The sequence below is a fragment of the Spirosoma arboris genome, assembly GCF_009754945.1.
GTDB classification, from domain to species: Bacteria; Bacteroidota; Bacteroidia; order Cytophagales; family Spirosomataceae; genus Spirosoma; species Spirosoma arboris.
Window position 1 is genome coordinate 665,056 of the sequence record NZ_WPIN01000002.1, and the last position, 26,139, is coordinate 691,194.

The 26,139-nt window shown below is 44.0% G+C and carries 23 protein-coding genes and 1 tRNA gene; 21 read left to right on the forward strand and 3 right to left on the reverse strand.

Annotation, left to right across the window (positions count from 1 at the left end; genetic code table 11):
• Positions 1-3: 3 nt before the first annotated feature.
• From GO755_RS06685 to GO755_RS06700, 4 genes are all read left to right on the forward strand, one after another.
• Positions 4-2,409, forward strand: a complete 2,406-nt coding sequence (locus tag GO755_RS06685; RefSeq protein ID WP_157583944.1) for a M1 family metallopeptidase — start codon at positions 4-6, stop codon at positions 2,407-2,409.
• A 98-nt stretch (positions 2,410-2,507) separates the two neighbouring features.
• A tRNA-Pro gene (locus GO755_RS06690) sits at positions 2,508-2,581 on the forward strand.
• A 235-nt stretch (positions 2,582-2,816) separates the two neighbouring features.
• Positions 2,817-3,158 (forward strand): hypothetical protein, encoded by a 342-nt coding sequence (locus GO755_RS06695; protein WP_157583945.1) that lies wholly within the window; start codon positions 2,817-2,819, stop codon positions 3,156-3,158.
• A 342-nt stretch (positions 3,159-3,500) separates the two neighbouring features.
• A complete protein-coding gene (locus GO755_RS06700; protein ID WP_157583946.1) occupies positions 3,501-3,761 on the forward strand; it encodes a hypothetical protein in 261 nt (86 codons plus the stop codon).
• A 132-nt stretch (positions 3,762-3,893) separates the two neighbouring features.
• On the opposite strand, the gene GO755_RS06705 is transcribed toward GO755_RS06700, so the two are convergent.
• From GO755_RS06705 to GO755_RS06715, 3 genes are all read right to left on the reverse strand, one after another.
• The gene (locus tag GO755_RS06705) at positions 3,894-5,531 is read right to left on the reverse strand and encodes a hybrid sensor histidine kinase/response regulator (protein WP_198174769.1); all 1,638 of its coding nucleotides are present in this window, start codon (positions 5,529-5,531) and stop codon (positions 3,894-3,896) included.
• Positions 5,532-5,579: 48 nt separating this feature from the next.
• Positions 5,580-6,809 (reverse strand): sensor histidine kinase, encoded by a 1,230-nt coding sequence (locus tag GO755_RS06710; RefSeq protein ID WP_157583948.1) that lies wholly within the window; start codon positions 6,807-6,809, stop codon positions 5,580-5,582.
• Between the two features lie 424 nt (positions 6,810-7,233).
• On the reverse strand, positions 7,234-7,416 hold the full coding sequence (locus tag GO755_RS06715; RefSeq protein WP_157583949.1) for a hypothetical protein: 183 nt from the start codon (positions 7,414-7,416) through the stop codon (positions 7,234-7,236).
• A gap of 596 nt (positions 7,417-8,012) precedes the next feature.
• Between GO755_RS06715 and GO755_RS06720 the strand changes: the two genes are divergently transcribed.
• From GO755_RS06720 to nuoF, 17 genes are all read left to right on the forward strand, one after another.
• Positions 8,013-8,849, forward strand: coding sequence for a MotA/TolQ/ExbB proton channel family protein (locus GO755_RS06720; protein WP_157583950.1), 837 nt, complete (start codon positions 8,013-8,015; stop codon positions 8,847-8,849).
• Between the two features lie 72 nt (positions 8,850-8,921).
• A complete protein-coding gene (locus tag GO755_RS06725; RefSeq protein WP_157583951.1) occupies positions 8,922-9,548 on the forward strand; it encodes an ExbD/TolR family protein in 627 nt (208 codons plus the stop codon).
• A gap of 57 nt (positions 9,549-9,605) precedes the next feature.
• Positions 9,606-10,142: an ExbD/TolR family protein gene (locus tag GO755_RS06730; protein ID WP_157583952.1), complete on the forward strand. Its 537-nt coding sequence runs from the start codon at positions 9,606-9,608 to the stop codon at positions 10,140-10,142.
• A gap of 4 nt (positions 10,143-10,146) precedes the next feature.
• The gene (locus tag GO755_RS06735) at positions 10,147-10,971 is read left to right on the forward strand and encodes an energy transducer TonB (protein ID WP_157583953.1); all 825 of its coding nucleotides are present in this window, start codon (positions 10,147-10,149) and stop codon (positions 10,969-10,971) included.
• Positions 10,972-10,978: 7 nt separating this feature from the next.
• Positions 10,979-11,200, forward strand: a complete 222-nt coding sequence (locus GO755_RS06740; RefSeq protein ID WP_157583954.1) for a hypothetical protein — start codon at positions 10,979-10,981, stop codon at positions 11,198-11,200.
• Positions 11,193-12,125: a PstS family phosphate ABC transporter substrate-binding protein gene (locus tag GO755_RS06745; RefSeq protein WP_157583955.1), complete on the forward strand. Its 933-nt coding sequence runs from the start codon at positions 11,193-11,195 to the stop codon at positions 12,123-12,125. Before GO755_RS06740 ends, GO755_RS06745 begins: the two co-directional genes overlap by 8 nt.
• Before the next feature lie 89 nt (positions 12,126-12,214).
• The gene (locus GO755_RS06750; RefSeq protein WP_157583956.1) at positions 12,215-13,978 is read left to right on the forward strand and encodes a tetratricopeptide repeat protein; all 1,764 of its coding nucleotides are present in this window, start codon (positions 12,215-12,217) and stop codon (positions 13,976-13,978) included.
• Between the two features lie 171 nt (positions 13,979-14,149).
• Complete coding sequence (locus GO755_RS06755; protein ID WP_157583957.1) at positions 14,150-14,728, forward strand: adenylate kinase; 579 nt, start codon at positions 14,150-14,152, stop codon at positions 14,726-14,728.
• 14 nt (positions 14,729-14,742) lie between these two features.
• Positions 14,743-15,747, forward strand: a complete 1,005-nt coding sequence (gene obgE, locus GO755_RS06760; protein WP_157583958.1) for a GTPase ObgE — start codon at positions 14,743-14,745, stop codon at positions 15,745-15,747.
• A 56-nt stretch (positions 15,748-15,803) separates the two neighbouring features.
• A complete protein-coding gene (locus GO755_RS06765; RefSeq protein ID WP_227686876.1) occupies positions 15,804-18,782 on the forward strand; it encodes a T9SS type A sorting domain-containing protein in 2,979 nt (992 codons plus the stop codon).
• Positions 18,783-18,967: 185 nt separating this feature from the next.
• The gene (locus GO755_RS06770) at positions 18,968-21,151 is read left to right on the forward strand and encodes a T9SS type A sorting domain-containing protein (protein WP_157583959.1); all 2,184 of its coding nucleotides are present in this window, start codon (positions 18,968-18,970) and stop codon (positions 21,149-21,151) included.
• A gap of 206 nt (positions 21,152-21,357) precedes the next feature.
• Positions 21,358-21,729, forward strand: a complete 372-nt coding sequence (locus GO755_RS06775; RefSeq protein ID WP_157583960.1) for an NADH-quinone oxidoreductase subunit A — start codon at positions 21,358-21,360, stop codon at positions 21,727-21,729.
• Positions 21,730-21,810: 81 nt separating this feature from the next.
• A complete protein-coding gene (locus GO755_RS06780; protein ID WP_157583961.1) occupies positions 21,811-22,356 on the forward strand; it encodes an NADH-quinone oxidoreductase subunit B in 546 nt (181 codons plus the stop codon).
• An 84-nt stretch (positions 22,357-22,440) separates the two neighbouring features.
• Entirely contained in the window at positions 22,441-22,941 is a 501-nt protein-coding gene (locus tag GO755_RS06785) for an NADH-quinone oxidoreductase subunit C (protein ID WP_157583962.1), read from the forward strand.
• A gap of 68 nt (positions 22,942-23,009) precedes the next feature.
• A complete protein-coding gene (nuoD, locus tag GO755_RS06790) occupies positions 23,010-24,242 on the forward strand; it encodes an NADH dehydrogenase (quinone) subunit D (protein WP_157583963.1) in 1,233 nt (410 codons plus the stop codon).
• Between the two features lie 15 nt (positions 24,243-24,257).
• Positions 24,258-24,758 (forward strand): NADH-quinone oxidoreductase subunit NuoE family protein, encoded by a 501-nt coding sequence (locus tag GO755_RS06795; RefSeq protein ID WP_157583964.1) that lies wholly within the window; start codon positions 24,258-24,260, stop codon positions 24,756-24,758.
• An 8-nt stretch (positions 24,759-24,766) separates the two neighbouring features.
• On the forward strand, positions 24,767-26,107 hold the full coding sequence (nuoF, locus tag GO755_RS06800; RefSeq protein WP_157583965.1) for an NADH-quinone oxidoreductase subunit NuoF: 1,341 nt from the start codon (positions 24,767-24,769) through the stop codon (positions 26,105-26,107).
• Positions 26,108-26,139: the final 32 nt, after the last annotated feature.

The window sequence follows — 26,139 nt, forward strand, 5'->3', positions numbered from 1 at the left end:
ACAATGAAAAAAATACTATTAATGACTGGCCTTAGCTTATGGTCAGCCGTTTTATTAGCACAGGCCCCACAAACCCCAACTCAAAACGCCAACACGCGTTTTGAGCAGCTCGGGCCCACGTTGCCAACACCCAACACATTTCGTACGGCTTCTGGTGCACCTGGGAAAGATTATTTCCAGAACCGTGCAGACTATGACATCAAAGTCGAACTCGACGATGCCAATCAGAAAATCATTGGTTCGGAAACCGTTACGTATCATAACAACTCTACCGACGAGTTGCCTTTCATCTGGCTCCAGCTCGATCAGAACCTATTTGCGAAAGGCTCTACCGGCAGCGTGACCCGCACAGGTGGTGTTAATGAAAGCGGCATGAGCTTCGCACAGTTGCAAAACCTGACTTCGGTTCGTGAACGTAGTAGCCAGCAAGCATCTGACAAATTTGGGTATCATATTACGTCTGTTAAAGATACCAAAACAGGTACGGCGCTCAAATACACCATCAATCAAACAATGATGCGAATTGATCTGCCAGCAGGCTTGAAACCCGGTGGCGCGTATTCATTTAACATTGATTGGAATTATTTCGTCACGGAGTATTATGGCCGGAGTGGCATGGAGTTTTTCGCCAAAGATGGTAACTACAACTACTTCATCGCCCACTGGTTTCCACGCCTATGCGCTTATAATGACGTAAATGGCTGGCAGAATAAGCAGTTCCTGGGCCAGGGTGAATTCACGCTAATTTTTGGTAATTATAAAGTCGCCATCACTGCCCCAGCCGATCACGTTGTGGGTGCTACAGGCGAATGCCAAAACTACAAACAAGTGTTATCGGCTACCCAGCAGAAACGTCTGACTCAAGCGGCTACGTCGAAAACGCCCGTTGTCATTGTAACACAGGATGAAGCCGAGGCAGCTCTAAAAGCTAAACCGACTGATAAAGTAGGTAAGAAAACCTGGGTGTATACAGCATCGAATGTGCGTGACTTTGCCTTCACGAGCAGCCGCCGTTTTATCTGGGATGCTATGCAAACCGACGTTTACGGTGATGGACGTAAAATCTGGTCTATGTCGTTTTATGCGAAAGAAGGCAACCCACTTTGGGGACAATATTCAACCCGGGTTGTTGAGCATACGCTGAAATCGTACGGCAACCGGACCATTAAATACCCTTACCCTGTTGCCATTTCATGCCATGCCACGGCTGGTGGCGGTATGGAATACCCAATGATTTCGTTCAATGGTGGTCGCCCAGAAGCTGATGGTACGTATACAGATCAGGTTAAGGCGGGTATGATTGGCGTAATTATTCATGAAGTTGGCCATAACTTCTTCCCGATGATCGTCAACTCCGATGAGCGTCAATGGACCTGGATGGATGAAGGATTGAATACGTTCTGCCAATATCTTGCCGAGAAAGAATGGGATTATAGCTTCCCAAGTCGCCGGGGAGAGCCCCAGTACATTGTTGACTACATGAAGTCAGACAAGTCGGTATTATCGCCAATCATGACCTCGTCCGACAACGTAATTAGCCTCGGACCTAATGCGTATGCCAAGCCTGCTACAGCGCTTAATATTTTGCGTGAGACGGTAATGGGTCGTGAGCTGTTCGATTATGCGTTTAAAGAGTATGCGCGTCGCTGGGCGTTTAAATCGCCAGAACCAGCTGATTTCTTCCGCACGTTGGAAGATGCCTCCGGTGTTGACTTGGATTGGTTCTGGAAAGGCTGGTTCTACGGTGTTGAGCCTGTCGATCAGGATTTAGTCGAAGTAGATTGGTTCCAGGTTGATTCGGGTAACCCTGAAATAACCAAAGCGGCAGCCCGAGCCGAAGCGCAACGTCGAGCTGGTACCATTAGCAAGCAACGCGATGCTGCCACTAAAGCCGAGACGGTTGTTGCGAAAGATTCGACCATGAAGGATTTCTATAATAGCTACGATCCGTACGCCGTTACTGAGGCTGATAAAAAGAAATATCAGGATTATCTGGCGACATTGAGTCCAGATGAACGGAAAGCAATCGAGGCTGCGGATAAACAAAATTTCTATACTTTATCATTAAAAAATAAAGGTGGCTTACCGATGCCTGTTATCATTCGGATGCAATTCGAAGATGGTACAGATTCCGTGGCTCGTTACCCTGCAGAAATATGGCGCTTCAATGACGTGTCGATTAAGAAAGTGATTACCACCAGCAAAAAAGTAACGCAGTGGACACTTGATCCCTATCAGGAGATTGCGGATATCGATGCTGAAAACAATTCATTCCCTCGCACGGCGCAGCCAACGCGTTTCCAGTTATTCAAACAGCAGCAACGGTTTGGTCCACAAGGCCCTAACCCGATGCAACAGCAACGAGGCTCCACCCCTCCTCCCGCCAGACAGGGTACTGGTAGGAATTAACGAGTAATGGGTAATGTACACTGGCCAATGATTGCCCTAGAAATTACATCATTAGTCATTGTACATTACCCATTATCCATTACTTTTGCAGACCAATTCGGGATGTAGCGCAGTCCGGTAGCGTGCTTGCATGGGGTGCAAGAGGTCGTGGGTTCGAATCCCGCCTTCCCGACAAAGATTATCAGCCACTTACAAATTCTGTGAGTGGCTGTTTTGTTTTTAGGTAGGGATAAGTGAGGCAATATGTGTTCATGAGCAGAACCAATGTCAACCATAATTTATCATTAATAATAAAACATAAAAAACAGATTTACAGTTTTTTACGTCTCAAAAAAATTCATGACAATTATTCGCACGTTCATACCATAAAAACGCAAATTGGCAAGATTTTGGCATTGTTTTCATGCATGAAAACGACCACCATGTCCTCTCCCAAAAACATACATTTACTGAAAGAATATATCAAGACGTTGATTGCAACGGAAGTAGTTTTCCCTGGTATCCCACCCCGGCAGTGGGGATCAGAATTTAGCCAATCAGAGCTGAATGCAATTTATTTTGGATTAAAGTTTGTCATTCGAAAGGCCCATCCTCTCCAAGATATGGTCATGATTATGGCCTTTGAGCAAATCGAAGAGTCAGAACCATTAGAACTACACTGGTTTTTGAGCGACCACTGGCGTGAACTGTCAACTATCTTAAGACTCTACCCCAATTTGGTCGACAGTTATCTCGCCAGTATGAATTAATAGAAGTTTATATTTATATATCTTAACACAAAAAACGCTAGACTCAAGTGGTCTAGCGTTTTTGCATTCTTTCCAACGAATAGCCAAGTTTACTATTGACCATTCTCGATACAAATTAAGTTGATATTTATTAAATATGGTAACATATTAACTAGATCGCTTAACTAACTAAAAACAGCCCGATTTCAGTACTTATTTTCAAATCGAACTGCCTTAGACCTCTATCATTAAATACATTATCTCCTTATTTGTAATTATATATATTAAATATTTACTAAAAGGTAAAAATAGAAACAAAAAATCAGACGTATATTTAGCCTCTATTTAGAAGTCTTTTGACTCATGATTTACATTGCTATACTAGCCGCCTTTGGAGTAGGCTACTTCGTTCACATTCTTCAGCATACCCTCCAAAATAAACAGTATGACCGTCAGGCAGAGTTAATTGATCAGCACTATACCAACCGGCTTTGTCAGCAAGCGGAGCAGTTGACTCATTCACTTCAACTGAACGTAGAACTTGCCAATGAAAAGCTACGACTTCAACGGCGTTTACGTGAGCTTCAAGATCAGCACGAAAGAACATTAGCGGCCTTAAACTAAACAAAGGTCACTATGTAATTCTCTCATTATTGATCTGAATGCTTATCCAACATCTAAGTAATCTAGTTGAATGAGGCTCTTCCCCGCACTTTTCCTGACTCTTAATCAATTTATTTCTACTTCTTTTTAGCATTAGTCAGTATAAGCAGCTACGGCATCTATTTCAGACGGTACAACACTCAACCGTGGCGACAATATGGCCATTGGTAAAGTAATATTAAAAACTGCCCCCGGCTCATTTGCAACTGATATAGCTCCTCCATGTGCATTAATATATTGCTTGACAATGGCCAGCCCCAGACCAGTTCCATTCTGTTTCTGGCGGGTAACGAACGGATTAAAGAGCGTTTTGAGAATATCATTCGGGATGCCAGGGCCATTATCTGAAATCGTTAGCACGATCTGTCCTTGCTGGATTTCCTCCCAGGCAGTAATCACTATTTTAGGCCCAACTATCTTATAGGCTTCCAATATCTCTACGGCATTGCCTAGTAAATTGATAAAAACCCTACGTAGCTTGTTCTCATCGCCCCACAGCATTAGCTTATTCGGTATATCTTTTTGGATAACTATAGATTCCCGGTTTGACTGGCCGATTACTAGCTGCAGGCTACTTTCAATGAGTTCCGAAACATCAACAACTTTCTTTTCAATAGAGGCCCCTTTAATAAAATCCAGAAAGTCGGTAAAGAGGTGAGTCGCCTGTAGACCACACTCATCGATTAAATCTAACCATTCGCTCTGAATATTTTCCTGACGAAGCATCATTGTCATCATCTTAATATTATTTAAAGGAGCCCGCAAATCATGCAATATCATACTCATGGCCTGGCCAATGGCTGACAACTTCTCTTTTTGAAGGAGCTCCTCATGTAGTTCGGCATTGCGGATTGCTTTGGCTGCATTCTGGACATAGAGTTTTAGCAAATACAGCTTTTCTGTTTTTATCTGTTCTGGTTTGTTAAGCACCGCAAATAGGGTATATTCATCTAATCGGGTAAGAACCAGTTCCTCTACTTGTACTACGTCTTCATTACTGGTAGCCGCAGATTTAACCAAAGCCGTTAAACGTTCCAGGTTGACAGACTCTTCTACAGTACCAATCGAAAAGAGTTTTTCGTAGGTAAAATCTTCGTGTAGCTTGCCTAGCAGCGCCATATCGGTCTGCAAATGCATTGTCAATTGCTGAAAGATATTTTGTAACAAATGCGTCAATTGGTGCCCTTTTAAGCTGATGGAGGAAACATCGGCAATCAACTCTTCCAGGTTACGAAGCTTGTGATAATCCGCAATCGCTTTAGTGGCTAGCTGGATAATTTCTTCAGCCGCATAGGGTTTGCAGTGGTAGCCCACATTCTGACCCGCCTGGGTAATAACCTCATCAAGTGATCGATCACTATAAGCGGTAACAAAAATGATTTCAGCTTTTTTATCGTATTTTCGAATATGGATGGCCGTCTCAAGCCCATCCCAGCCGGGCATACGCATATCCAGAAAGATAACGGCATAGGGCCTCCCCGCTGCCACCGCTCGTTTGATCATCTCAAGGCCTTCCATACCATTAGCGGCCTTATCAACGGTGAAATTGGGAATGTTACTGGTGCGAGGGGCTAACAGAGGTTGTGGGTCATCAAAGAGCAAACTAGCGGCTAAACGCATCTGTTCATCCTCTGGAGCACTTTTTTGGGGAACCAGGATCTCTTCAATATTATTACGTACCAACTCTTCGTCATCAATAACCAGCACAGCGGTATTGGTAATATCGTTCATAGCACCCATCGATCTTTAGAATTATCTACAATAAGAATGTTTTAGGAATTAGTTTTCCGTTACTAACTGAACGGTTGCCAGCGCCCCCTGGCCCAGTCCCGGGCTAGTTAGCTGGATTGAGCCGGAATGGCTCTCAATGATAGTTTTGCAATTATATAGCCCCAATCCTGAGCCCGACGTTTTGGTGGTGAACTCACGGGTAAATAAAGCCTGACCCGTTTCTTCATTAAACCCATTTCCGGTATCACGAATGGTAACAATCATCCAGGGAGACTGAATTTCTATCCGAACTGTGATGAGTTTATTACTAGCCGTTATATCGATCGCTTCAATACTGTTTTTGAGCAGATTCAGAAAAACCTGCATCAATTTCGTGCGATCCCCTTTCAGAATGGGCATTTCATCAGGCAAGTCTAACGAAACGGCGATTCCTCGCTTGTCAATGGAAGCGAATAACATAGCCATACAGTCATTCAGAACGCTGCGCAGATTAACGGGTTTTCGTTCCTGCGTATCATTGCCAGCTACATATTGCCGTTGAATGGCCAGAATTTCCTGGATATGAGTAATAATGTTAAGTTGCTCAGTAATGTATTTTCGCAACTCGTGTTGGGAATCTTTTTGAGTTTGGGCAATTCCTTTAAGCATCGTTACGACCGCAGCAGCTTTATCGCTACCCATAGCTGTTGCCATGGAAGCCTGTTGGCGTTCTATAAACAGCGTCAGATTAGTTAGATTATCCAGGCTATTTTGATCGACAGACCGTCGAATTCGGGTTAAATAAGAGCCAAAGCCTACAACTGCGTTACCAATATCATGCAATACGCCGGAGGCAATTTCCAGCTTACTCTGAGCGATTGCTTTACCCAGTTCAGCATCCTGTCGTTTTTTATCTTCCAGATGTCGTTGGGTAATGTCCTCCAGACTGAACATGATACAATCATGATCGAACTTAGTGACCGTAAACGTATAGTACTTCTGGGTCGCTTGAAGATCATTAGGCAGAGACAAGCTTACTAATTCATTGAGGAGTATGAGCCCTTCTGCTTGTGGAAAGTTGCGGATTTTATTAAGCGATGTAAATCCAATCTGTTCTAAGAGAATGAAGAGATTATCATCTTTTATATGGAAGGCGGACCGAATCACCTTGAGCCAAGCCTCACCATATAAGTTAGCTTCTAGAATAGTCCCCGCCTGGTTTATCTCAATTAAGCCCAGCGGGGCATTCTTCATGATAGTCCGCAGTTTCAATTCATTTGAATTGGCAACAGCTTGCATGTTCAGAAAATTATAAAGGTTGTATAAATTAGCAAAGGGAAACTAGAAGTTACCTTTATGAAATAAATATATCTATGTAGTAAATTATTTATGTTTATTATTTACTAAAAGGTATCTAAAATAATATTTTAGATCAACAAGTGTATATATTTTAAATTATTGACTAATAAAAGATGTATTTATACAGGATTTATTTCTTTTCATGAGGGTTGGTAAATGCTGACTCTTTCAGGATCAGCACCTGCGGTTCTAATGGCATTTGATGGATTTAATTCAACTTGAGTAAGTTACATCACTCACTATATATAAGAGTATAAGCCTGAGAAATGCCTGGTAGCTCTTCTGAAGGGTACATTTTTTCTCTCTTCAGCGTTTAATCAACGTTTGATCGACCTTCGCCTAATAGGGGCATTGTCTCTAAGAATTAATCAGAGTCTTTGGTCAATAGTCTACGAATCATCATGACGCAAGCCATAAAGAGCATTACATTCACAAAAAGGCCGAAATAATGGCTTTGCGGATCATCCAAATAAGTCGTCACTACATAACAGATTGCCATCAGGCAAGCCACCCAGAAGGCCAACATTAACCACTTGCGTTCGATCATCTTGGTTTAGCAGTTTCCAGTGCAATCATATACTGAAAAGCTAGATTTGAGGATAGCTTCATATAGGAAGCTGGTGAATTTTACTGACTCAATCTAGTAGTGTCGCTCACGGCTCTATAGTCGGCTATAAATCCGTTGGTGCAACAATTTTATCAATTTTTTTTAGACGCTTATGGAATTCACAAACCTGCTGCATCTATACTAAAACAAGGATAAGCAGAGTTTGCCAAAGCCTTTTCACAATCTTAACAATTATTTTATGAGCAACGCCCCTCCTCCATGAATGATCACCAATCCGATGGGTTAACGAGTACTTTATAGGCAATTGTTGAAAAACAAGGATTTAGCTTACTGACTTCTTAACAAAAATAACGCTAGTAGAATGGATATGTGCAAGTATTTATTGCTGGATTACAATAAGGGTGAAACATTTGACATACATGATTGTGTGGTTTTTGGCGGAAAACACATATTTTTGTGGAGGTTCGACGGTATTTCTACTAAATTTTTAGCTGGACGAACCTAAAGAGTCTAAATTTTTCACTTTTTTTACCGGGTAAACCAACTTTTAATTTTAACCCTACAGTCCAGTTCCAATGAAAACACAAACTCCCTCTCCAGCACCTGCCAAAGCACCGGCACCAAAAAAGAAGTCATCAGGCGGCCTAAACCCCGCGCTCGTCATTCCGGTTTTATTGATTATCGGTATCCTGACGTACATGTTTGTCTTCGGTGATGGCAGCCACTTTCAGGAAGGTGACAACACGAAAGAACCACTTCCAGGCGACTACTTCGGTACCGTATACAAAGGTGGATTTATCGTACCAATTCTGTTCACCTGTTTTCTGACAGTGCTGGTATTCTCAATCGAACGCTTCATCACGATTGGCCGGGCTAATGGTTCAGGTTCAATTGACGATTTCGTTCGCAAAATCAAAAGCCAACTCGACCGTAACGAAGTAGCTGCTGCCATTCAAGAGTGCGATCGTCAGAAAGGTTCAATCGGTAATGTTGTAAAAACTGCTCTGGTTAAATATCAGCAGTTGGCTACCGACACCGAACTGAACAAAGAACAAAAATTAGTTGCTCTGCAAAAAGAAGTAGAAGAGGCAACGACACTTGAGCTACCAATGCTGGAAAAGAACCTGACCATTATTGCAACGCTAGCTTCGGTTTCGACTCTGATCGCTCTGCTAGGAACGGTACTTGGTATGATTCGCGCCTTCGCAGCTATGGGTGCCACTGGCCAGCCTGACACGGGTGCTCTTTCAACTGGTATTTCAGAAGCTCTTGTAAATACAGCTCTGGGTATCGGTACGGCCGCTATCGCAACGATTATGTATAGCTATTTCACCAGCCGTATTGACGTGCTGACCTATAACATCGATGAGATCGGTCTGAGCATTCAGCAAAACTTTGCGGCTCACTATTAAGCCGAGATAGCACAGTTGATGTACATTAACCAACCTGCCCGATTTTTCGGGCAGGAAGAAACAAAATAACTCATGCCAGCAGTTAAAATAAAACGCGCTAGTTCCACGGTGGATATGACGGCGATGTGCGATGTGGCGTTTCTGTTGCTGACATTCTTTATCCTAACCGCTCAGTTTAGGTCTCAGGATGCTGCCACGATTGAAACGCCTTCGTCTATCTCTGGAATCAAAGTCCCTGACAGCGACATCATGACCATTGGTCTTGGTCGGGATGGTAAAGTGTATTTCGGTATCGACAATGCGCAAAATCGCATTGCCATGCTGGATAACATTGCTGCCGCTAAAGGACTTACCTTCACAAACAATGAGAAGAAGGAATTCTCCCTGATGTCAAACTTCGGAATACCGATTGCTCAGCTGAAATCGTATCTGAATTTGCCCAAAGAACAGCAGGCTAAGGTGAAGCAGTCAGGTATTCCAACCGATACGACTGGTGCAGGTCCGACAAATGAATTAAAAGAATGGGTTTACAACGCCCGTAAGGCTAACAACGGTCTTCGAATTGCGCTGAAAGGTGATAATCTTGCCAAATTCCCCGAATTCAAGAATGTATTAGCTACGCTACAAGCGCAAAATATCAACAAATTCAATCTGATTACGGGAACGGAAGCGCCCCCAGCCGGTTGGAAGCCAGATTGAGCGAGCTAGCGATTGCAACTAAATTTTATTTTCACCACGCGAATCTGTTAAGAAAACATGGCAGAAATTAATACTGGCGGTGGTGGTGGTAAGCATGATGGTGGTAAGGTTCGGTCCAAAAAAGCGTCAACCCGTGTGGATATGACGCCTATGGTTGACCTGGGATTTCTCCTGATTACCTTCTTCATTCTGGCCACTACCTTGAGCAAGCCATCTTCGATGACGCTCAACGTGCCGGATAAAACAAAAACCGAGGAAACGGAGCCTATTAAGGCCTCCAACGTAATGACGGTCTTTCTGGGGAAAGACAACAAGGCCTATTACATTTTTGGAAAAGCCGCCGGTGAAGACCCCGAGGTAAAGACGGTCGGTTATGGCTACGAATTTCGTCAGGCACTGATGGAAAATGTTAAAAAAGTGGGGGGTGAAAAGTTTGTCGTCGTTATTAAGCCGACAAAACTATCGACCTACAAAAACATGGTTGATGTGCTTGATGAGATGGCTATTACGAAGCTAAAACGGTACGCCCTTGTGGATGTATTGACGCCGGATGAAGTAAAGCTTCTCAAAGACAAAGTAAAATTAGACGTATAACACCATGGCAGAAATTGATCCCCAGGCAACACTCGACGATATCGTGTTTGCTAACCGGCATAAAGCATATGGTGCATATGATCTGCGGAAATCGTATCCTAAGGCTGTAACTCGTGCCCTCATTATTGGTGGTGTGTTGTTTACACTGGGTGTTCTTTCTCCAACGATCATTAGTGCCCTAACTCCGGAGAAACAAGAGCAGGCAATGGTAGAAGTGGATTTGATGAAACTTCCACCGCCACCAATTGACCCAAATGAACCACCGCCACCGCCACCACCGCCGGTAGAATTGCCGAAAGTGAACACGGTGAAATTCCTTCCACCGGAAGTAAAACCGGATGAGGAAGTACCCGAAGAAACGCCACCGCCAGCCGTTGAGGAACTGAAGGAAGCCGTAGCTGCCGAAAAAACGCAGGAAGGTGACCCAAATGCCGAAGAAGTTATTGCGGCTCCTGAAGCAACAGCAGCCCCAACCAAGGTAGAGGTTGCCGTTGAAGCTGCCCCAAAAGAAGAAGAAATTTTTACGGTGGTAGAACAACAGCCAGAATTTAGTGGTGGTATGGCAGCACTTGGCCAATACTTAAGCAAAAACCTGCGCTACCCAGCCGCTGCCCAAAGAGCTAACGTTTCGGGTCGTGTGTTTGTAAGCTTCGTAGTTAATACGGATGGCAGTATTCAGGACGTTCAGGTCTTGAAAGGACTAGGATTTGGTACAGATGAAGAGGCACAACGTGTAGTAAAAGGCATGCCTAAATGGCGCCCTGGTAAGCAATCGGGTCGGCCAGTTCGGGTAAAATATAACCTGCCAATTAACTTTACGCTGGAATAATTCGTCTATGCGCAGACAAAATAGTGGCCCAGCACGGCTAACGCTGTATATTTCAGTATTGGCCTCGCTGGCATATATGGGAGGAGGCATCGCACTGATTGCCTCCTCTCAGTCTTTTGGGATGTTACCCGAAACTGGACCGCTTCGCTATGGGCTGGGAATCCTTTTATTTATTTATGGCGCCTTTCGGGGGTATCGTGCTTATCAAGGCTTTCAGCAAAATGACTAACCGATTTTTAATACTTATAGGATTTTTAGTCGGATTAATGGGCTGTGGAAACGACAAACCGCCACTAGATAATCCATCTCAAGGTAGTATTATCGTTGCCGCCGACGAATCATTTCAGCCTTTGGTAACTCAGTTGACCGAGGCTTATGCAGGCATTAATCCAAATACCCATTTCAAAGTCGTATTTAAACCTGAGCAGGAAGCAATCAATATGATGCTTCAGGATAGCGCTCGCATCGTTTTTACGACACGAGAGCTGAAGCCAAACGAACGGGCGGTACTTGACCAACGAAAAATAAAAGGAGCAACCGAAAAAATCGCCACCGACGGTGTAGCACTCATTATTAATAAGGCCAATACAGACAGCCTGATTACAATGGCTGAACTGCAACGCATTTTTAGCGGTCAGATAAAACAATGGGGACAGCTAAGTGGTGCTAACCAGCATAGTCCTATTACCTTAGTGTTTGACAATAACAATTCTAGTAATTTAGAGTTTGTATTAAAAACTTTTAATATCAAGGACGTTACGGGGTTACGCATTTTCACGACGCATTCCAACCGGGAGGTTATTGATTTTGTACGTAAAAACCCATCGGCACTTGGTTTTATTGGTGTTAACTGGATTAGTGATAGCGATGAACCTCTTTCCGTCGAACTTGCCCGCGACCTTCGTGTAATGGGTGTGTCAGGAAAAGTAAATCCGACGAAACGGGATGATTATTTTCAGCCTTTTCAGGAAGATTTAGGCATGCAGCGCTATCCTTTACGGCGACCTGTGTATATCTTGAGCCGCGAAACGCATCCAGGCTTAGGTGGAGGACTGATAAACTATATAGCCCGGGATGCAGGTTCTCTAATCATTCATAAATTGGGACTTTGGCCCAGAATACCATACGATCGGGTCATAAACCTGACAAAATGAGGAAGTTTTTTTGGTTTAACAGCAATTTTTTAGTTTTGTCAATTGTTTAACTAGCACATAACCTTTTTTTCATTTCCAACTTGAAGTACATGATGAACAACCAGAAGCAGTCGCTATTGACCATCCTGTTCGTTGGGGCGACCATAACGACTCCTTTAGTGGCGCAGGATCTCCAAACTGCCTTACAGGATATTGAGGCTGAGCGATATACTAAGGCAGAACAAACGCTAACTCAATTAGCAACCAGTTCGCCTACGGCTGAAAATCAGTTTTACCTCGGTTATTATTATCTCAGAAGCGGTCAGCCAGATAAAGCAAAAGCTGTTTTTGAAAAAGGAGCAGCAGCCGATCAAAAAAACCAATTAAATAATATTGGTTTAGCAGGTGTTGCCCTGGCCAAAAAAGACCGTAGCACGGCTAAATCGCTTATCGATAATGCTGTTGCACAAACTAAGAGTAAGGACGAGGCTGTTTTGATTCGGTCTGGTGAAATGTATACCTTGTCTGATCAGACAAATGACCCAGCTGAAGCATTACGATTGTTAACACTGGCTCAGGAAAAGGACAAAAAGGGTGAGCATAAAGATGAGATTGAAATGCTCATGGGTGATGCTTACTTTCTGAAAAATGATGGTGGTAACGCTATCACGAAGTATGAAAATGCGTTGGCGGCAAAACCAACCCTAGCAGAGGCTAACTATAAAATTGGTCGTTTGTACCTGCGTGGCAAAAACTATGCAAAAGCCCAGGAGTTTTTTAAGCTAGCCATTCAAAACGATGCTGAGTTCGCGCCAACCTATCGTGCTTATGCCGATGCATTGGCAAATTCGCGGGCTTATAAAGCGGCTGCTTCGAACTACGAATTATACATTCAAAAAAGTGGCACAACCGATCCTGAATTGCTACTTGATGTAGCCCGGTATAAATTCCTGGCACAGGATTATCAGGGTGCAGTTTCTTATCTGGATCAGCTGAAAGGGAAAATTAACAACCCAATTATTGATCGGATGTATGGCTGGGCATATTCTGCCTTGGGTAAAAATCAGGAGTCTATTGACGCCTTAAATCGCTTCATTTCGGCAGCTCCTCAAAAAGTGATGGTTGATGATTATAAGTACCTGGGCCGTGCACAAGCTAAATTAGGTACTCCACAAGGCGATTCATTAGGTATTATGAACCTGGAGAAAGCAGCGCCGATGGACACAACGGAGAACTTATATCGTGAGATTGCTAAAACGTATTACGATGATAAGAAATACGACAAGGCTGCTGAATATTACGCCAAAACGATTAAGAATGACAAAAAGCCATTGAATAATGATTACCTGTTCAATGGCTTGGCTAACTACCAGTATGGTTTCCGGGTTGGTCGCGATACAACAGCTGCTCCTATGGATACGGCTCAGATTCGTGTAGCTAGACAAATGTATTTCCTACGTGCTGATTCAGCGTTTGCTCAAATGGCACAGCAGGTTGAGAAAACCGCTGGAGAGACTTATCCTTTAGCGTATTACTATCGCGCACAGTCGACCTACTATGCATATCCATCAGCTATTTCGCTATCGACAGGTGCCGCGGTTCCATACTATGAAAAATTCATAGAACTGGCTTCAGCTGAAACCGATGCTGCTAAAAAACAGAGCTATCAGAAAAATTTGATAACCTCTTACAAATTCCTGGCATCTTACAATCTGGCCAAAAAGGATGACGCAAAAGCAAAGGAGTATTTTAACAAGGTATTAGAATTAGATCCTAATGATGCCGATGTTAAGAAAGCTCTGGCACCACCGGCCCCAGCAGCCCCTGCTACACCAGCCAAGGCTCCTGTGAAAAAGAAAGTGGCCGGTAAATAACAGGAATTCTAACTTGAAAATGGAAAAGCGTAGGTTTGATACCTACGCTTTTTTTATTTCCAGTTATAAAGAGCATGACTATCAATGAATATAGCTATTATTTTCCCAAGGGTATCGTAACTTTGCGGGCGCAATTTTTTTTCGACTACACGACACTACCCAAAGACACCGATGCTTAACCTTGTACTATTTGGCCCACCAGGGGCCGGAAAAGGTACCCAAAGCGAAAAACTCATTCAGAAGTATAACTTAGTTCACCTATCAACTGGTGATTTGTTACGATCGCAAATTGCTGCCGGCACAGAACTAGGTTTACGGGCCAAACAATTAATGGATCACGGCTTATTGGTACCCGATGAGGTAGTGATTGGCATGATTGAAAACAAACTACGTGAAAATCAGTCAGCTACAGGCTTTATTTTCGATGGATTTCCACGTACTGTATTGCAGGCTGAAGCGCTCGACCAATTGCTTAGTCACTATCAGGCGCCAATTGCAACTATGATTGCCCTGGTCGTTAATGATGAAGAGCTAATTCGTCGCTTACTTAAACGGGGTGAAACATCCGGTCGTCCCGACGATCGAGATGAGGCCACTGCCCGTCGACGTGTGAGTGTATATAATAAAGAAACCATGCCTGTAGCTGACTATTATAGTCAACAGGGGAAGTTTGCAGCCATAGACGGTATCGGGAATATCGATGATATCTTTCAGGCCATTTGCAAAAAAATTGAAGAGTCGCGGTTGTGAGGTAAAGGATAAGTATGGCTTCATCAAATTTTATTGATTACGTAAAAATAAATTGCCGTTCGGGAGCAGGAGGAGCTGGATCAGTCCATTTTCGCCGGGAAAAACACGTTCCAAAGGGAGGACCCGATGGAGGTGATGGCGGCCGAGGTGGTCACATTATTCTACGTGGTAATGCTCAACTCTGGACTCTGTTACACTTGAAGTACCGAAAGCATGTCAAGGCAGGCAATGGTGTAGCAGGTGAAGGAGGTCGGCGAACGGGAGCTCAGGGCGAAGATGTCATTCTGGAAGTACCACTTGGTACCATTGCTCGTGATCCTGATTCAGGTAAAAAACTGGCTGAAATTACAGAAGAAGGCCAGGAGATTATTCTATTTCCAGGTGGTAGAGGGGGCTTAGGAAATGATCATTTTAAAACAGCCACTCAACAAGCCCCTTACCATGCTCAAACGGGCGAACCGGGGCGGGAAGAATGGGTCGTATTAGAATTGAAATTGCTAGCCGATGTGGGTTTAGTCGGTTTTCCTAACGCTGGCAAATCGACTCTTTTATCCGTCTTATCGGCAGCAAGGCCCGAAATTGCAGACTATCCATTTACAACCCTTGTCCCTAATTTAGGGGTCGTAGCCTACAGAGATTATAAGTCATTTGTCATGGCTGATATTCCTGGAATAATCGAAGGAGCCTCGCAAGGAAAAGGACTAGGATTGCGGTTTCTCCGACACATTGAGCGAAACTCGATACTTCTATTCTTAATTCCGGCCAACACTGAAGATATCAGGCAGGAGTACAATACGCTATTGAATGAGTTGCGGGAGTTTAATCCGGAATTGATGGATAAAACTCGTCTTTTAGCCATCACCAAAATCGATTTGGTTGATGCTGATGCGCTGGAGCAAATCAAAAATAGTGTTCCCAAGAAAGTGCCTGTTGTTTATATTTCTTCGGTTAGTCAACAAGGCTTGAATGAGTTAAAAGATATTATTTGGCAAAATCTGACGACTGTTGAGCCAGTCTGATAGATCGATAGTGGTCTATCAATAATCCGTCAGCTCAGCTGGTCACGTTTTTAATTATGATGAACTATTTTCTTAAGATTCACGGTACGGCGTTACTTCTGTTAATCTCTTTTTGGGCACACGCACAGATTCAGGTTTCTTTCCCAACAACCCGAGCCATTCTTCAGCGAAATAATTCAAATCAGGCCACTATACGAATCTCAGGTTATTACACCTCCTCACTTACGCGAATTGAAGCCCGGCTACAGGCTCGGGATGGGCAGGGTACTTCGACCGATTGGCAAACAATACAAGGCACTCCAACAGGTGGTGTATTTACCGGAGACCTAACAGGCACTGGTGGCTGGTATAATCTTGATGTTCGTGCCATGAATGGGGATCAACAGGTAGGTACTATCACTACGGTTGAGCGCGTTGGGATCGGCGAGGTATTTATTGTATCAGGGCAGTCTAATGGGCAAGGGGTTCACTACAATTCGCCTAATCCACAAAATGACCTAGTCAACTGTGTGAATTATCAATATCCCAGCGACGGTTTTCCGAATGATCCTCCACAACCAGTTTTTACGCTGCTAACCAATACACCAGATTTTATTCTTGCGCCTAAAGGAGTAGGTGCCTGGTGTTGGGGCCAATTAGGAGATATTTTAGTTAAACGTTTAAAAGTGCCCGTTCTATTTTTTAATACAGCGTTCTCTGGGACAGCTGTCAGAAACTGGCGTGAAAGTGCTCCTGAAGGCGGAACTGCTGTCAGTGTTTATAATGGAGAAGCTTATCCAGCGCGACAACCCTATATCAACCTTAAAGTTGCACTGCAATTTTATGCAAATATGCTTGGCGCAAGAGCAGTACTCTGGCATCAGGGAGAAGCCGATAACCTGATCAATACGTCAACCAGTTCTTACGTCAACGATTTACAGTTTGTTATCAATCAAACTCGTCAAGATTACAATAAAAATCTGGCCTGGATGGTAGCACGGGTTAGTTATGGTGATTTTATTGGCGGTATAGATGAAGCCATTATCGCAGCCCAAAATCAGGTTATTAGCGCTACACCTAATGTGTATGCAGGCCCTAACAGTGATATCATCCAGGTGCCGCGCAAACGTGATCCGCTGAATGATCCAGAGGGTTTACACTTCGATTATAACGGCCTTGTTGACATAGCTACTGCCTGGAATAATAGTTTGACTGATGCGTTTTTCCAAAATGCGACGCCAATAAGTCCAGCTCTATCTCCAACAGTTTCAGTTGCCTGCGCTGGCAACAATACCCTGAGACTGACCGTTGATGGTAATTATCCGACCGTGCAGTGGGAGTCGGGAGAATCGGGCAATACGATTACAAAAGGAGCGGGTCTCTACCGGGCAAAAGTTAAAGATGGTTTAGGCAACACCTTCTACTCTGCACAGGTACGCGTATCCGACGCTCCGGTAGCATTAGTTGTTGATAACCGGCCACCATCTGTATGTATTGGCAGCAGTTTATCCTTAACCAGCAATTATGACAATGTAACTTGGATAAATCAGTCAACAAATACACCTGTAGCTACAACACGAGCCTTCAATACAACCACTGCCGGGAATTACTACATCCGTTACCGTGATATAAGTGGCTGCGACTTTACCTCAAATACGCTTAATGTTACGGTCAATCCATTACCGTCTACTCCCACAATTACAAATGATAAACCCACGACATTCTGTCAGGGGGATAATACAGCTTTGCGTGCCAGTAGTGATAATGTCCAGTACAATTGGAGTGATGGCCAAACCAGTAAAGTTACAAGTGTTGGAACTTCAGGCTCTTATTTCCTCACTGTAACTGATCAAAATGGTTGTACATCTGCTACCTCAAATACGATAGTAGTAACCGCTAACCCGGTGCCAGCAAAGCCCGTTATTACAACCAATGGTCCAACGACTTTTTGTGCAGATCGTACAATTACACTAACGGCTCCACAAGAAACTACTTATCAATGGACTAATGGTCAGACAAGTCAAAGTATAACACTGAGTCAGTCGGGTGATTTTGCCGTTCGTACCCGGAACCAATATGGATGTACATCCGAACAATCCAATGTTGTTACACTCAAAGTAAATTCCTTACCGGCCGTACCGTCTATCTCAGCAATTGGAGCGACTACATTTTGTGACGGTAATCGTGTATCATTAATTGCAGATAGTCCATTTGATGTAATCTGGTCAAGCGGACAGGCCAACAAAGCGATTACCATTGGTACATCGGGTAATTATGCAGCGCAGGCTCAGGACCAAAATGGGTGTCTTTCAGCCTATTCATCTATAATTACAGTAAAAGCTAATCCCTTACCAGCAACTCCAACCATTTTGGCAAATCCATCTCCTATCATTTGTGAAGGAGATCAGGTTACATTACGGGTTGATGGCCCTTATACCGTTTTCTGGAGTACTGGCGATTCGACACAGCGTATTGTCACGACAACAGCAGGTACTTACTCTGCTAAAATACGGGATGCAAATGGATGTCTATCAGCACAATCAGGTTCAACAACGGTTGAATTAAGACCCATTCCCCCATCACCGACTGTGAATATTATTGGCACTTATACACTTGAAGCAGTTAGTTCTACAAACGGTACTGTTTTTCGTTGGCGCCGTGGCAATGATTCGCTGGCAACTCAATCATCCACCATTAAGGCTAGCCAGTCGGGTACTTATACAGCTCGTTCGTCGATTATTTATTCATCAACGTTAACCTGTTTTTCACTTCCATCAGCACCTGTTTCGTTTACTGTTGATGCGAATAATAAGGGATTGAGTATTTATCCAAACCCAAATCCTGACAAAGTTCTCATACTCGAGACTCGCGATAATTTGACAAATGCCATTGTTACGATTTATACGCTTACAGGCCAACGGGTTCTGATAACCACAGTCCCTTCTTTTATAGATCGTCAGCGGCTTACGCTAACAGGTATGCCATCAGGCTCTTATATTTTACGTGTTCAGGCTACTGACTTCGACGTTTCTAAACGAATTATCCTTGGGTTGTAATATTAGTCCTATATAGACCGTTCAATCATAGAAACCAGCTCTAAATTTGCATTTTACCGAGATAGCCTTTGCCAGTCAATGAACTACGGAAGGTTTGGTAAGAGCGGTCTGATTTTTGCTAACGTTATTAGTTGACATTTTCAGCAACAATAACGCCACAAAGAGGGATTATCGATAAATACCAAATGAAGAATAACTATTTTTTAGTATGCTTGCTATTATTGGGGCTAATTGCTCTTAATTTAAGAGTGTCAGCTCAGGGTAGTAGTCAAGTACTCAAAATTACCTACCCAGAAAGTAGGGCTATATTTCAACGTGAAAACGATAATACCAGCACAATCTATTTGTCAGGAAGTATTTATCAGCCTGTCGACAGTGTCCAGGCTCGTGTACAGGCAGAAGAAAGCGGACAAGGTTTAAATACGGACTGGATAACTATTCAGCGAAATCCACAAGGGGGTATTTTTCAAGGTTCCTTACGTGCAAAAGGAGGCTGGTATCGTCTGGAAGTTCAGGCTTTCGTTAAAGGTTCAGCCATTGGCACTGACGTAGTTCGTAAAGTTGGCATTGGTGAAGTGTTTATTATTACTGGCCAATCCAATGCACAAGGCTTCCAGGATTATGGTGCGTTAGGTGCTGCAGATGATCGGGTCAATTGTGTATCTTATGATAATATTACGGCTAATTCTCTAGCCGACCCTCCAGCTCCAACCTTCCAGCAACTTAGTGCCACGTCGATTATTGGACCACGTGGTCAGAGTGCATGGTGCTGGGGTGTCTTAGGTGATCTAATTGTAAAGCAATACGGCGTACCTGTTTTGTTTATCAATACCGCCTGGTCTGCTACTGTTATTAAAAACTGGCATGATAGTGCCGATGGTCTGCTTGCTAAAAATATTTTTGCAATTGGTACTCCCGACGAAAACTTTCCGGCTGGAATGCCATACGCCAATTTAGTGATTGCTCTTCGCTACTATTGTTCACTTCAGGGCTTACGTGCAGTATTGTGGCAGCAAGGTGAAACGGATAATGTTCCGCTCCATTCTACTCGTAAAGACTATGCCGATAATATGCAGTACATAGTCAATAAAACACGCGCTGATACAGAGCGTTACCCTGCATGGGTCTTGGCCAGGTCATCCTATAATGATGGGCAGGTCAGCCAGGATATTATTCAGGCGCAAAACGATGTTATTAATACGTATAACAACAATGTTTTTGCAGGCCCTTTTACCGACAATATCCAAATCCCTCGCTTTGATATTGTTCACTTTGGTAACCGAACAACAAATAATCCCGGCGATAAAGGACTAAACGATTTAGCTCAAGCCTGGTTTTCAAGCCTAAATTCAGTTTTTTTTGCTAGCTCAAGACCATTACCTCCACTCCCTCAGCCAACAATTGTGGTCACTTGTGGTACAGCCAACGGCAATTTGACACTTAGTTTACCTAGCTCATACAAATCGTACACTTGGAAGTCGGGTCAGACAACACAAACAATCACAGTCAATCAACCAGGCAAATACAGTGCTGTACTAAAAGACAAGGTCGGGAATACATATCTGTCGCCAGAAATTGATATACAAACCCCAATTATACCAGCAACGCCAACTATTTCGCTCGCCAGTCAACCAGGAATAGTAGTTGATAATCAGCAGCAGGTTTGTGCAGATTCAACGTTATCATTGATTGCGAATACGTCTGCTAATAGTACGGGCCTATGGAGCCTCAGTACAACAACTAGTATTAGCAAAACAATTGCTTTAACTAAAAGCGGCACTTATTCCTTGCAGGCAGTAAATGTATATGGTTGCAAATCCGCCCAAACCGCTATTATTAGCCTGACAGTACGTCCTAAAGTTCCTACACCTACTATTGAACAAATTGGTGCCTATACTCTACAGGCAGTATTGCCTACGTCTACAGGAGGTCAACCTGATTTGTTCGATTGGCAACGAGGTGGTGGAGAAGTTATTCCCCAAAACAGTGCTGCGATAAAAGTTGTTGTATCAGCCAACTATTCGGCCCGCACAAAAACAACCTTTACTTTAACGAATGGGAATAGCATAACCTGTTATTCAGACTATAGCGCCCCTAAAGCATTCACCTTTGACCGGGGAAATGGTGGCTTAAGTATTTATCCAAATCCATCAAGCACGGGAACAATTACAGTTGAAACGCTTGAAAATTTAAAAAATGCGGATATTGATGTTTTCTCGTTGAGTGGTCAAAAACTCTTCTCGACTCAGGTGCCCATTCTCGACGAACGTAAAGCTATTGATCTTACAGGCTTAGCCCAGGGTATTTATCTAGTTCGTGTGCGTTCGGCAGGATTTGACATATCCCGACGCATTATTATCAATCGATAATAGTTCTACTTATTTTTATAGCCAGAGCCTTTCTTAACCGAGAGGCTTTTATTGTTCTTTGCAGGTTTAGTCTGTGTATCAGGCATTGGTAAAACAAGCCATTGTTGTATATTTGACACATATTTGGTGTAGTATGAAGCCGACTTGCTATCGCGTGCCTATCGGTTTTATCGCTACATTTGCGCTGGTCTTCTCAACTCATTAGTATGAACACAACCTATGTTCCGGCCGATTACTTGCCGGTACTTATCCAGCTTGGTTTAGCGCTTGGTTTCATCATAACCACAATGATTGCTACCCATGCCCTTGGACCAAAGCGCCATAGCCAGAAAAAAGATGATCCATTTGAGTGTGGGATTCCTGTTCAGGGAGATGCCCGTACCCCAATTTCCATCAAGTACTTTTTGATTGCTATCCTGTTCGTCTTGTTCGATGTAGAGGTAATCTTTTTATACCCCTGGGCCGTTAATTTTAAAGGGTTGGGTATGACAGGGTTTGTTGAAATGGTGCTCTTTATGGGCCTACTTCTGGCAGGATTCTATTACATCATCCGCAAGGGCGTTCTCAAGTGGGAATAGAGCCCGATGAATGAATTTTAGAACATATTTATTCGTTGTTATACTAACTAACTACAACCGCAACAGCGGACCGTGTTTTTTATGGCAGCAGACATTAAGTTGGCCGAATCCCCCGCGAGTTATGATGGTCCGGGTTTCTCGGCTACTTCATTTGATAAAATAATTGGTCTGGCACGAGCAAATTCGCTTTGGCCTCTTCCCTTTGCAACTTCCTGCTGTGGTATTGAATTTATGTCAACCATGGCTTCTCACTACGATTTAGGTCGTTTTGGTGCTGAGCGCCCCAGTTTTTCTCCACGTCAGGCCGATATGTTGCTTGTAGCGGGTACGATTGCGAAAAAAATGGGTCCTATTGTTAAGCAGGTCTATTTACAAATGGCGGAGCCGCGTTGGGTAATTGCCATTGGCGCCTGTGCTTCTAGTGGGGGTATTTTTGATACCTATAGTGTATTACAGGGAATTGATCGCATCATTCCAGTCGACGTATATGTACCAGGTTGTCCTCCCCGTCCAGAGCAGATTCTGGATGGCGTGCTACAAGTACAGGAATTAGCAAGGAACGAATCATTGCGTCGACGGAATACAGAAGAATATCAGCACTTACTGAATTCATATAGCATTCAATAAATAGCGAATTTGTGAAGGTTGAATGAGCGACATCCCGCCTGCATCCTTCATTGACTTGCTTGTTCACTCTTTCACTCATTGACAATGCTGACCAACGAAGAAGTTGCGCAGACAATTATCAACCAGTTTGGTGAGGCAGTTACGGATTTCGACGATCCGTATGACTTATTGACCTGTTCTACCAGTCGCGATCAGATCGTTCCACTTATCACCTACCTGCAGGGGCACCAGACTTTTCAGTTCGGTTTCCTGACCGACATTACGGCGATTCATTACCCTGATTCTGCAGGCAAAGAGTTCTGTGTTGTATACCACTTACACAGCCTAACCAACAATTTTCGATTACGAATTAAGGTTTATCTGACTGCCGATGATGTTCACATTCCAACAATGACCCCTCTTTTCGCCGGTGCAAACTGGATGGAACGTGAAACTTTTGATCTATTTGGTATTATCTTCGATGGCCATCCTGACCTACGCAGGATTTTAAACATGGAAGAAATGGATTATTTCCCCATGCGTAAAGAGTACCCCTTGGAAGACGGCACGCGGGAAGATAAAATTGATGCATTGTTTGGACGATAATAAATGGCGAACGGATGAAAAAACGATTAAATCGTACTTCCATCCGTTCGCTCTTTCGCTCTTAAAATATGGTTTCTGAAGAACTCGATATAGCGAATAAAAATCTGCCTGCCGAGCAAGGGCCGGTTCAGTACGTTAATGAACTGACTACGCTTAACCTCGGACCTACTCACCCCGCCACACACGGTATTTTCCAGAACGTTCTACAAATGGACGGCGAGAAGATCGTGTCGGGTGAGCAGACGATTGGGTATATTCACCGGGCATTTGAGAAAATTGCCGAGCGTCGGCCATTCTATCAGATCACAACGTTGACCGACCGAATGAACTATTGTTCATCGCCCATCAATAACATGGGCTGGCACATGACGGTCGAGAAATTGTTGGGCATCGATATTCCTAAACGAGCACAGTACATTCGTGTTATCCTGATGGAATTGGCCCGGTTAGCCGACCATCTCATTTGTAACGGGATTCTGGGCGTTGATACGGGCGCTTTCACAGGCTTCCTATACATCTATCAGGAACGGGAAAATATCTACGAAATCTACGAAGAAGTTTGCGGAGCCCGCTTAACCACTAACATGGGACGTATCGGCGGTATGGAGCGAGACCTCTCCCCTACTGCCATTCGTAAGATCAAAGAATTGCTGGTTCGTTTCCCAAAAGTGCTGACCGAGTTCGAAAACCTGTTCAATCGTAACCGGATCTTCATGGATCGGGTTATTGGTGTTGGTGGCATTTCGGCAGAACGGGCATTGAGCTACGGATTTACAGGGCCTAATTTACGGGCGGCTGGCGTTGATTATGACGTTCGTGTCATGAATCCATATTCTTCCTACCAGGATTTTGAATTCGATATTCCAGTTGGTCAAAGTGGTGATACGTACGACCGGTTCATGGTTCGGAATGAGGAAATGTGGCAGAGCCTGCGCATTATTCAGCAGGCGATGGATAACCTTCCCGAAGGTCCCTATTATGCCGATGCACCTCAGTATTACTTGCCTCCCAAACAGGAAGTTTATAAAAATATGGAAGCCCTCATCTATCACTTCAAAATTGTGATGGGTGAAATCGACGCGCCAGTTGGCGAAGTATATCACGCTGTCGAAGGCGGCAATGGTGAACTAGGTTTTTACCTCATTAGCGATGGTGGCCGTGCTCCTTACCGGTTACACTTCCGTCGTCCGTGTTTTATTTATTATCAGGCATACCCAGAAATGTGCAAAGGTCTGACCTTGTCAGACGCCATTGTGATTATGAGTAGCATGAACGTAATTGCTGGCGAGCTGGATGCGTAAATCCTGCCGAAACCTATGATAACAGACAACAACTCCGCCGTACAATTCACGCCTGAACGGGTGGAAAAGGCAAAGGAAATCATTGCCCGCTACCCCGAAGGAAAACAGAAATCAGCCTTATTGCCCTTGCTTCACTTGTTGCAGGAGCAGGAAGGCTGGACGAGTCCTGAAGGTATGGATTACGTAGCTCGGATGCTCGACATCCAGCCTATTGAGGTTTATGAGGTAGCGTCATTCTACACCATGTACCACCTCAATCCGGTTGGTAAACATGTTATCGAATATTGTCGGACAGGTCCTTGCTGCCTGATGGGTGGTGAAGAAGTATACGCTCACCTGAAACAACGACTTGGAATCGACACCGGTCAAACAACGGTAGACGGTCAGTTTACACTTAAAGAAGTAGAATGTCTGGCAGCTTGTGGCATGGGTCCCGTGTTTCAGATTCGGGAGAAGTATTACATGCACCTCACCAACGAGCGCGTGGACGAAATCATTGACGAACTGTCGAAATAACCTTCCTCATGGCTACCAAGATTTTAACTGAACATATCAACGTTCCCGGTATCGAAACTTTCGATGTATATCGGAAGCAGGGTGGTTATACGGCTGTCGAAAAGGCGTTGAAGACGTTGACTCCTGAGTCTATTGTCGAAGAAGTGAAAAAAGCAGGTGTTCGGGGCCGGGGTGGGGCCGGATTCCCGATGGGGATGAAATGGAGCTTTCTGGCTAAACCAGAGGGAGTTCCCCGTTACCTCGTCTGTAACGCCGATGAATCGGAGCCGGGTACGTTCAAGGATCACTACTTAATGAAAAATATCCCTCACTTGCTTATTGAGGGAATGATTATTTCATCGTTTGCACTAGGCGCCAACAAATCGTTCATCTACGTACGTGGTGAATTGATGTACGTAATTCATATCCTTGAAAAAGCCATTGCCGAAGCAAAAGCAAAGGGATTTCTGGGTAAAAATATTCTTGGCAGTGGCTACGACCTTGAGCTAGTGGTACAGCCAGGTGGTGGAGCGTATATCTGTGGTGAAGAAACCGCACTGCTGGAATCATTAGAAGGCAAACGCGGCAATCCACGGAATAAACCGCCATTTCCAGCTGTAAAAGGTTTATATCAGTCTCCAACTGTTGTTAACAACGTTGAATCCATCGCCACAACACCTTGGATTATCAATAATGGTGGAGAGGCTTACGCAGGCATTGGTATCGGACGTAGCACAGGAACAAAACTGATTTCGGCCTCAGGCCATATCAATAAACCTGGTGTTTATGAAATTGAACTCGGCGTTCCGGTCGAAGATTTTATTTATGCTGATGAATGGTGCGGCGGTATTCGTCCGGGCCATAAATTCAAAGCATTGGTAGCGGGTGGATCATCCGTTCCCATTTTGCCAGCCAACTTAGCGTTGACACTGGCAAATGGAGAGAAACGACTAATGTCATACGAATCGCTGTCGGACGGTGGTTTTGCCACAGGTACAATGCTTGGCTCTGGTGGCTTTATCCTCTTCGACGAAACATCTTGTATTGTTCGGAATACCTGGAATTTCTCCCGATTCTACCACCATGAATCCTGTGGACAATGCAGCCCTTGCCGGGAAGGAACAGGCTGGATGGAGAAAGTTTTGCATCGAATTGAATATGGCCATGGTCATCAGCAGGATATTGATTTGCTGGTTGACGTGTCCAAAAAGATTGAAGGAAATACCATTTGCCCGCTTGGTGATGCAGCAGCCTGGCCCGTAGCCAGTGCTATTCGACACTTCCGGGATGAGTTCCAATGGCATATTGATCATCCATCTGAGGCAACTCAGCCGGGAGCAGTTTATCGGGGCGAAATGGCATTGGTGTAATGCGGCCGGAAAGCCGTATAATTATTTTAACT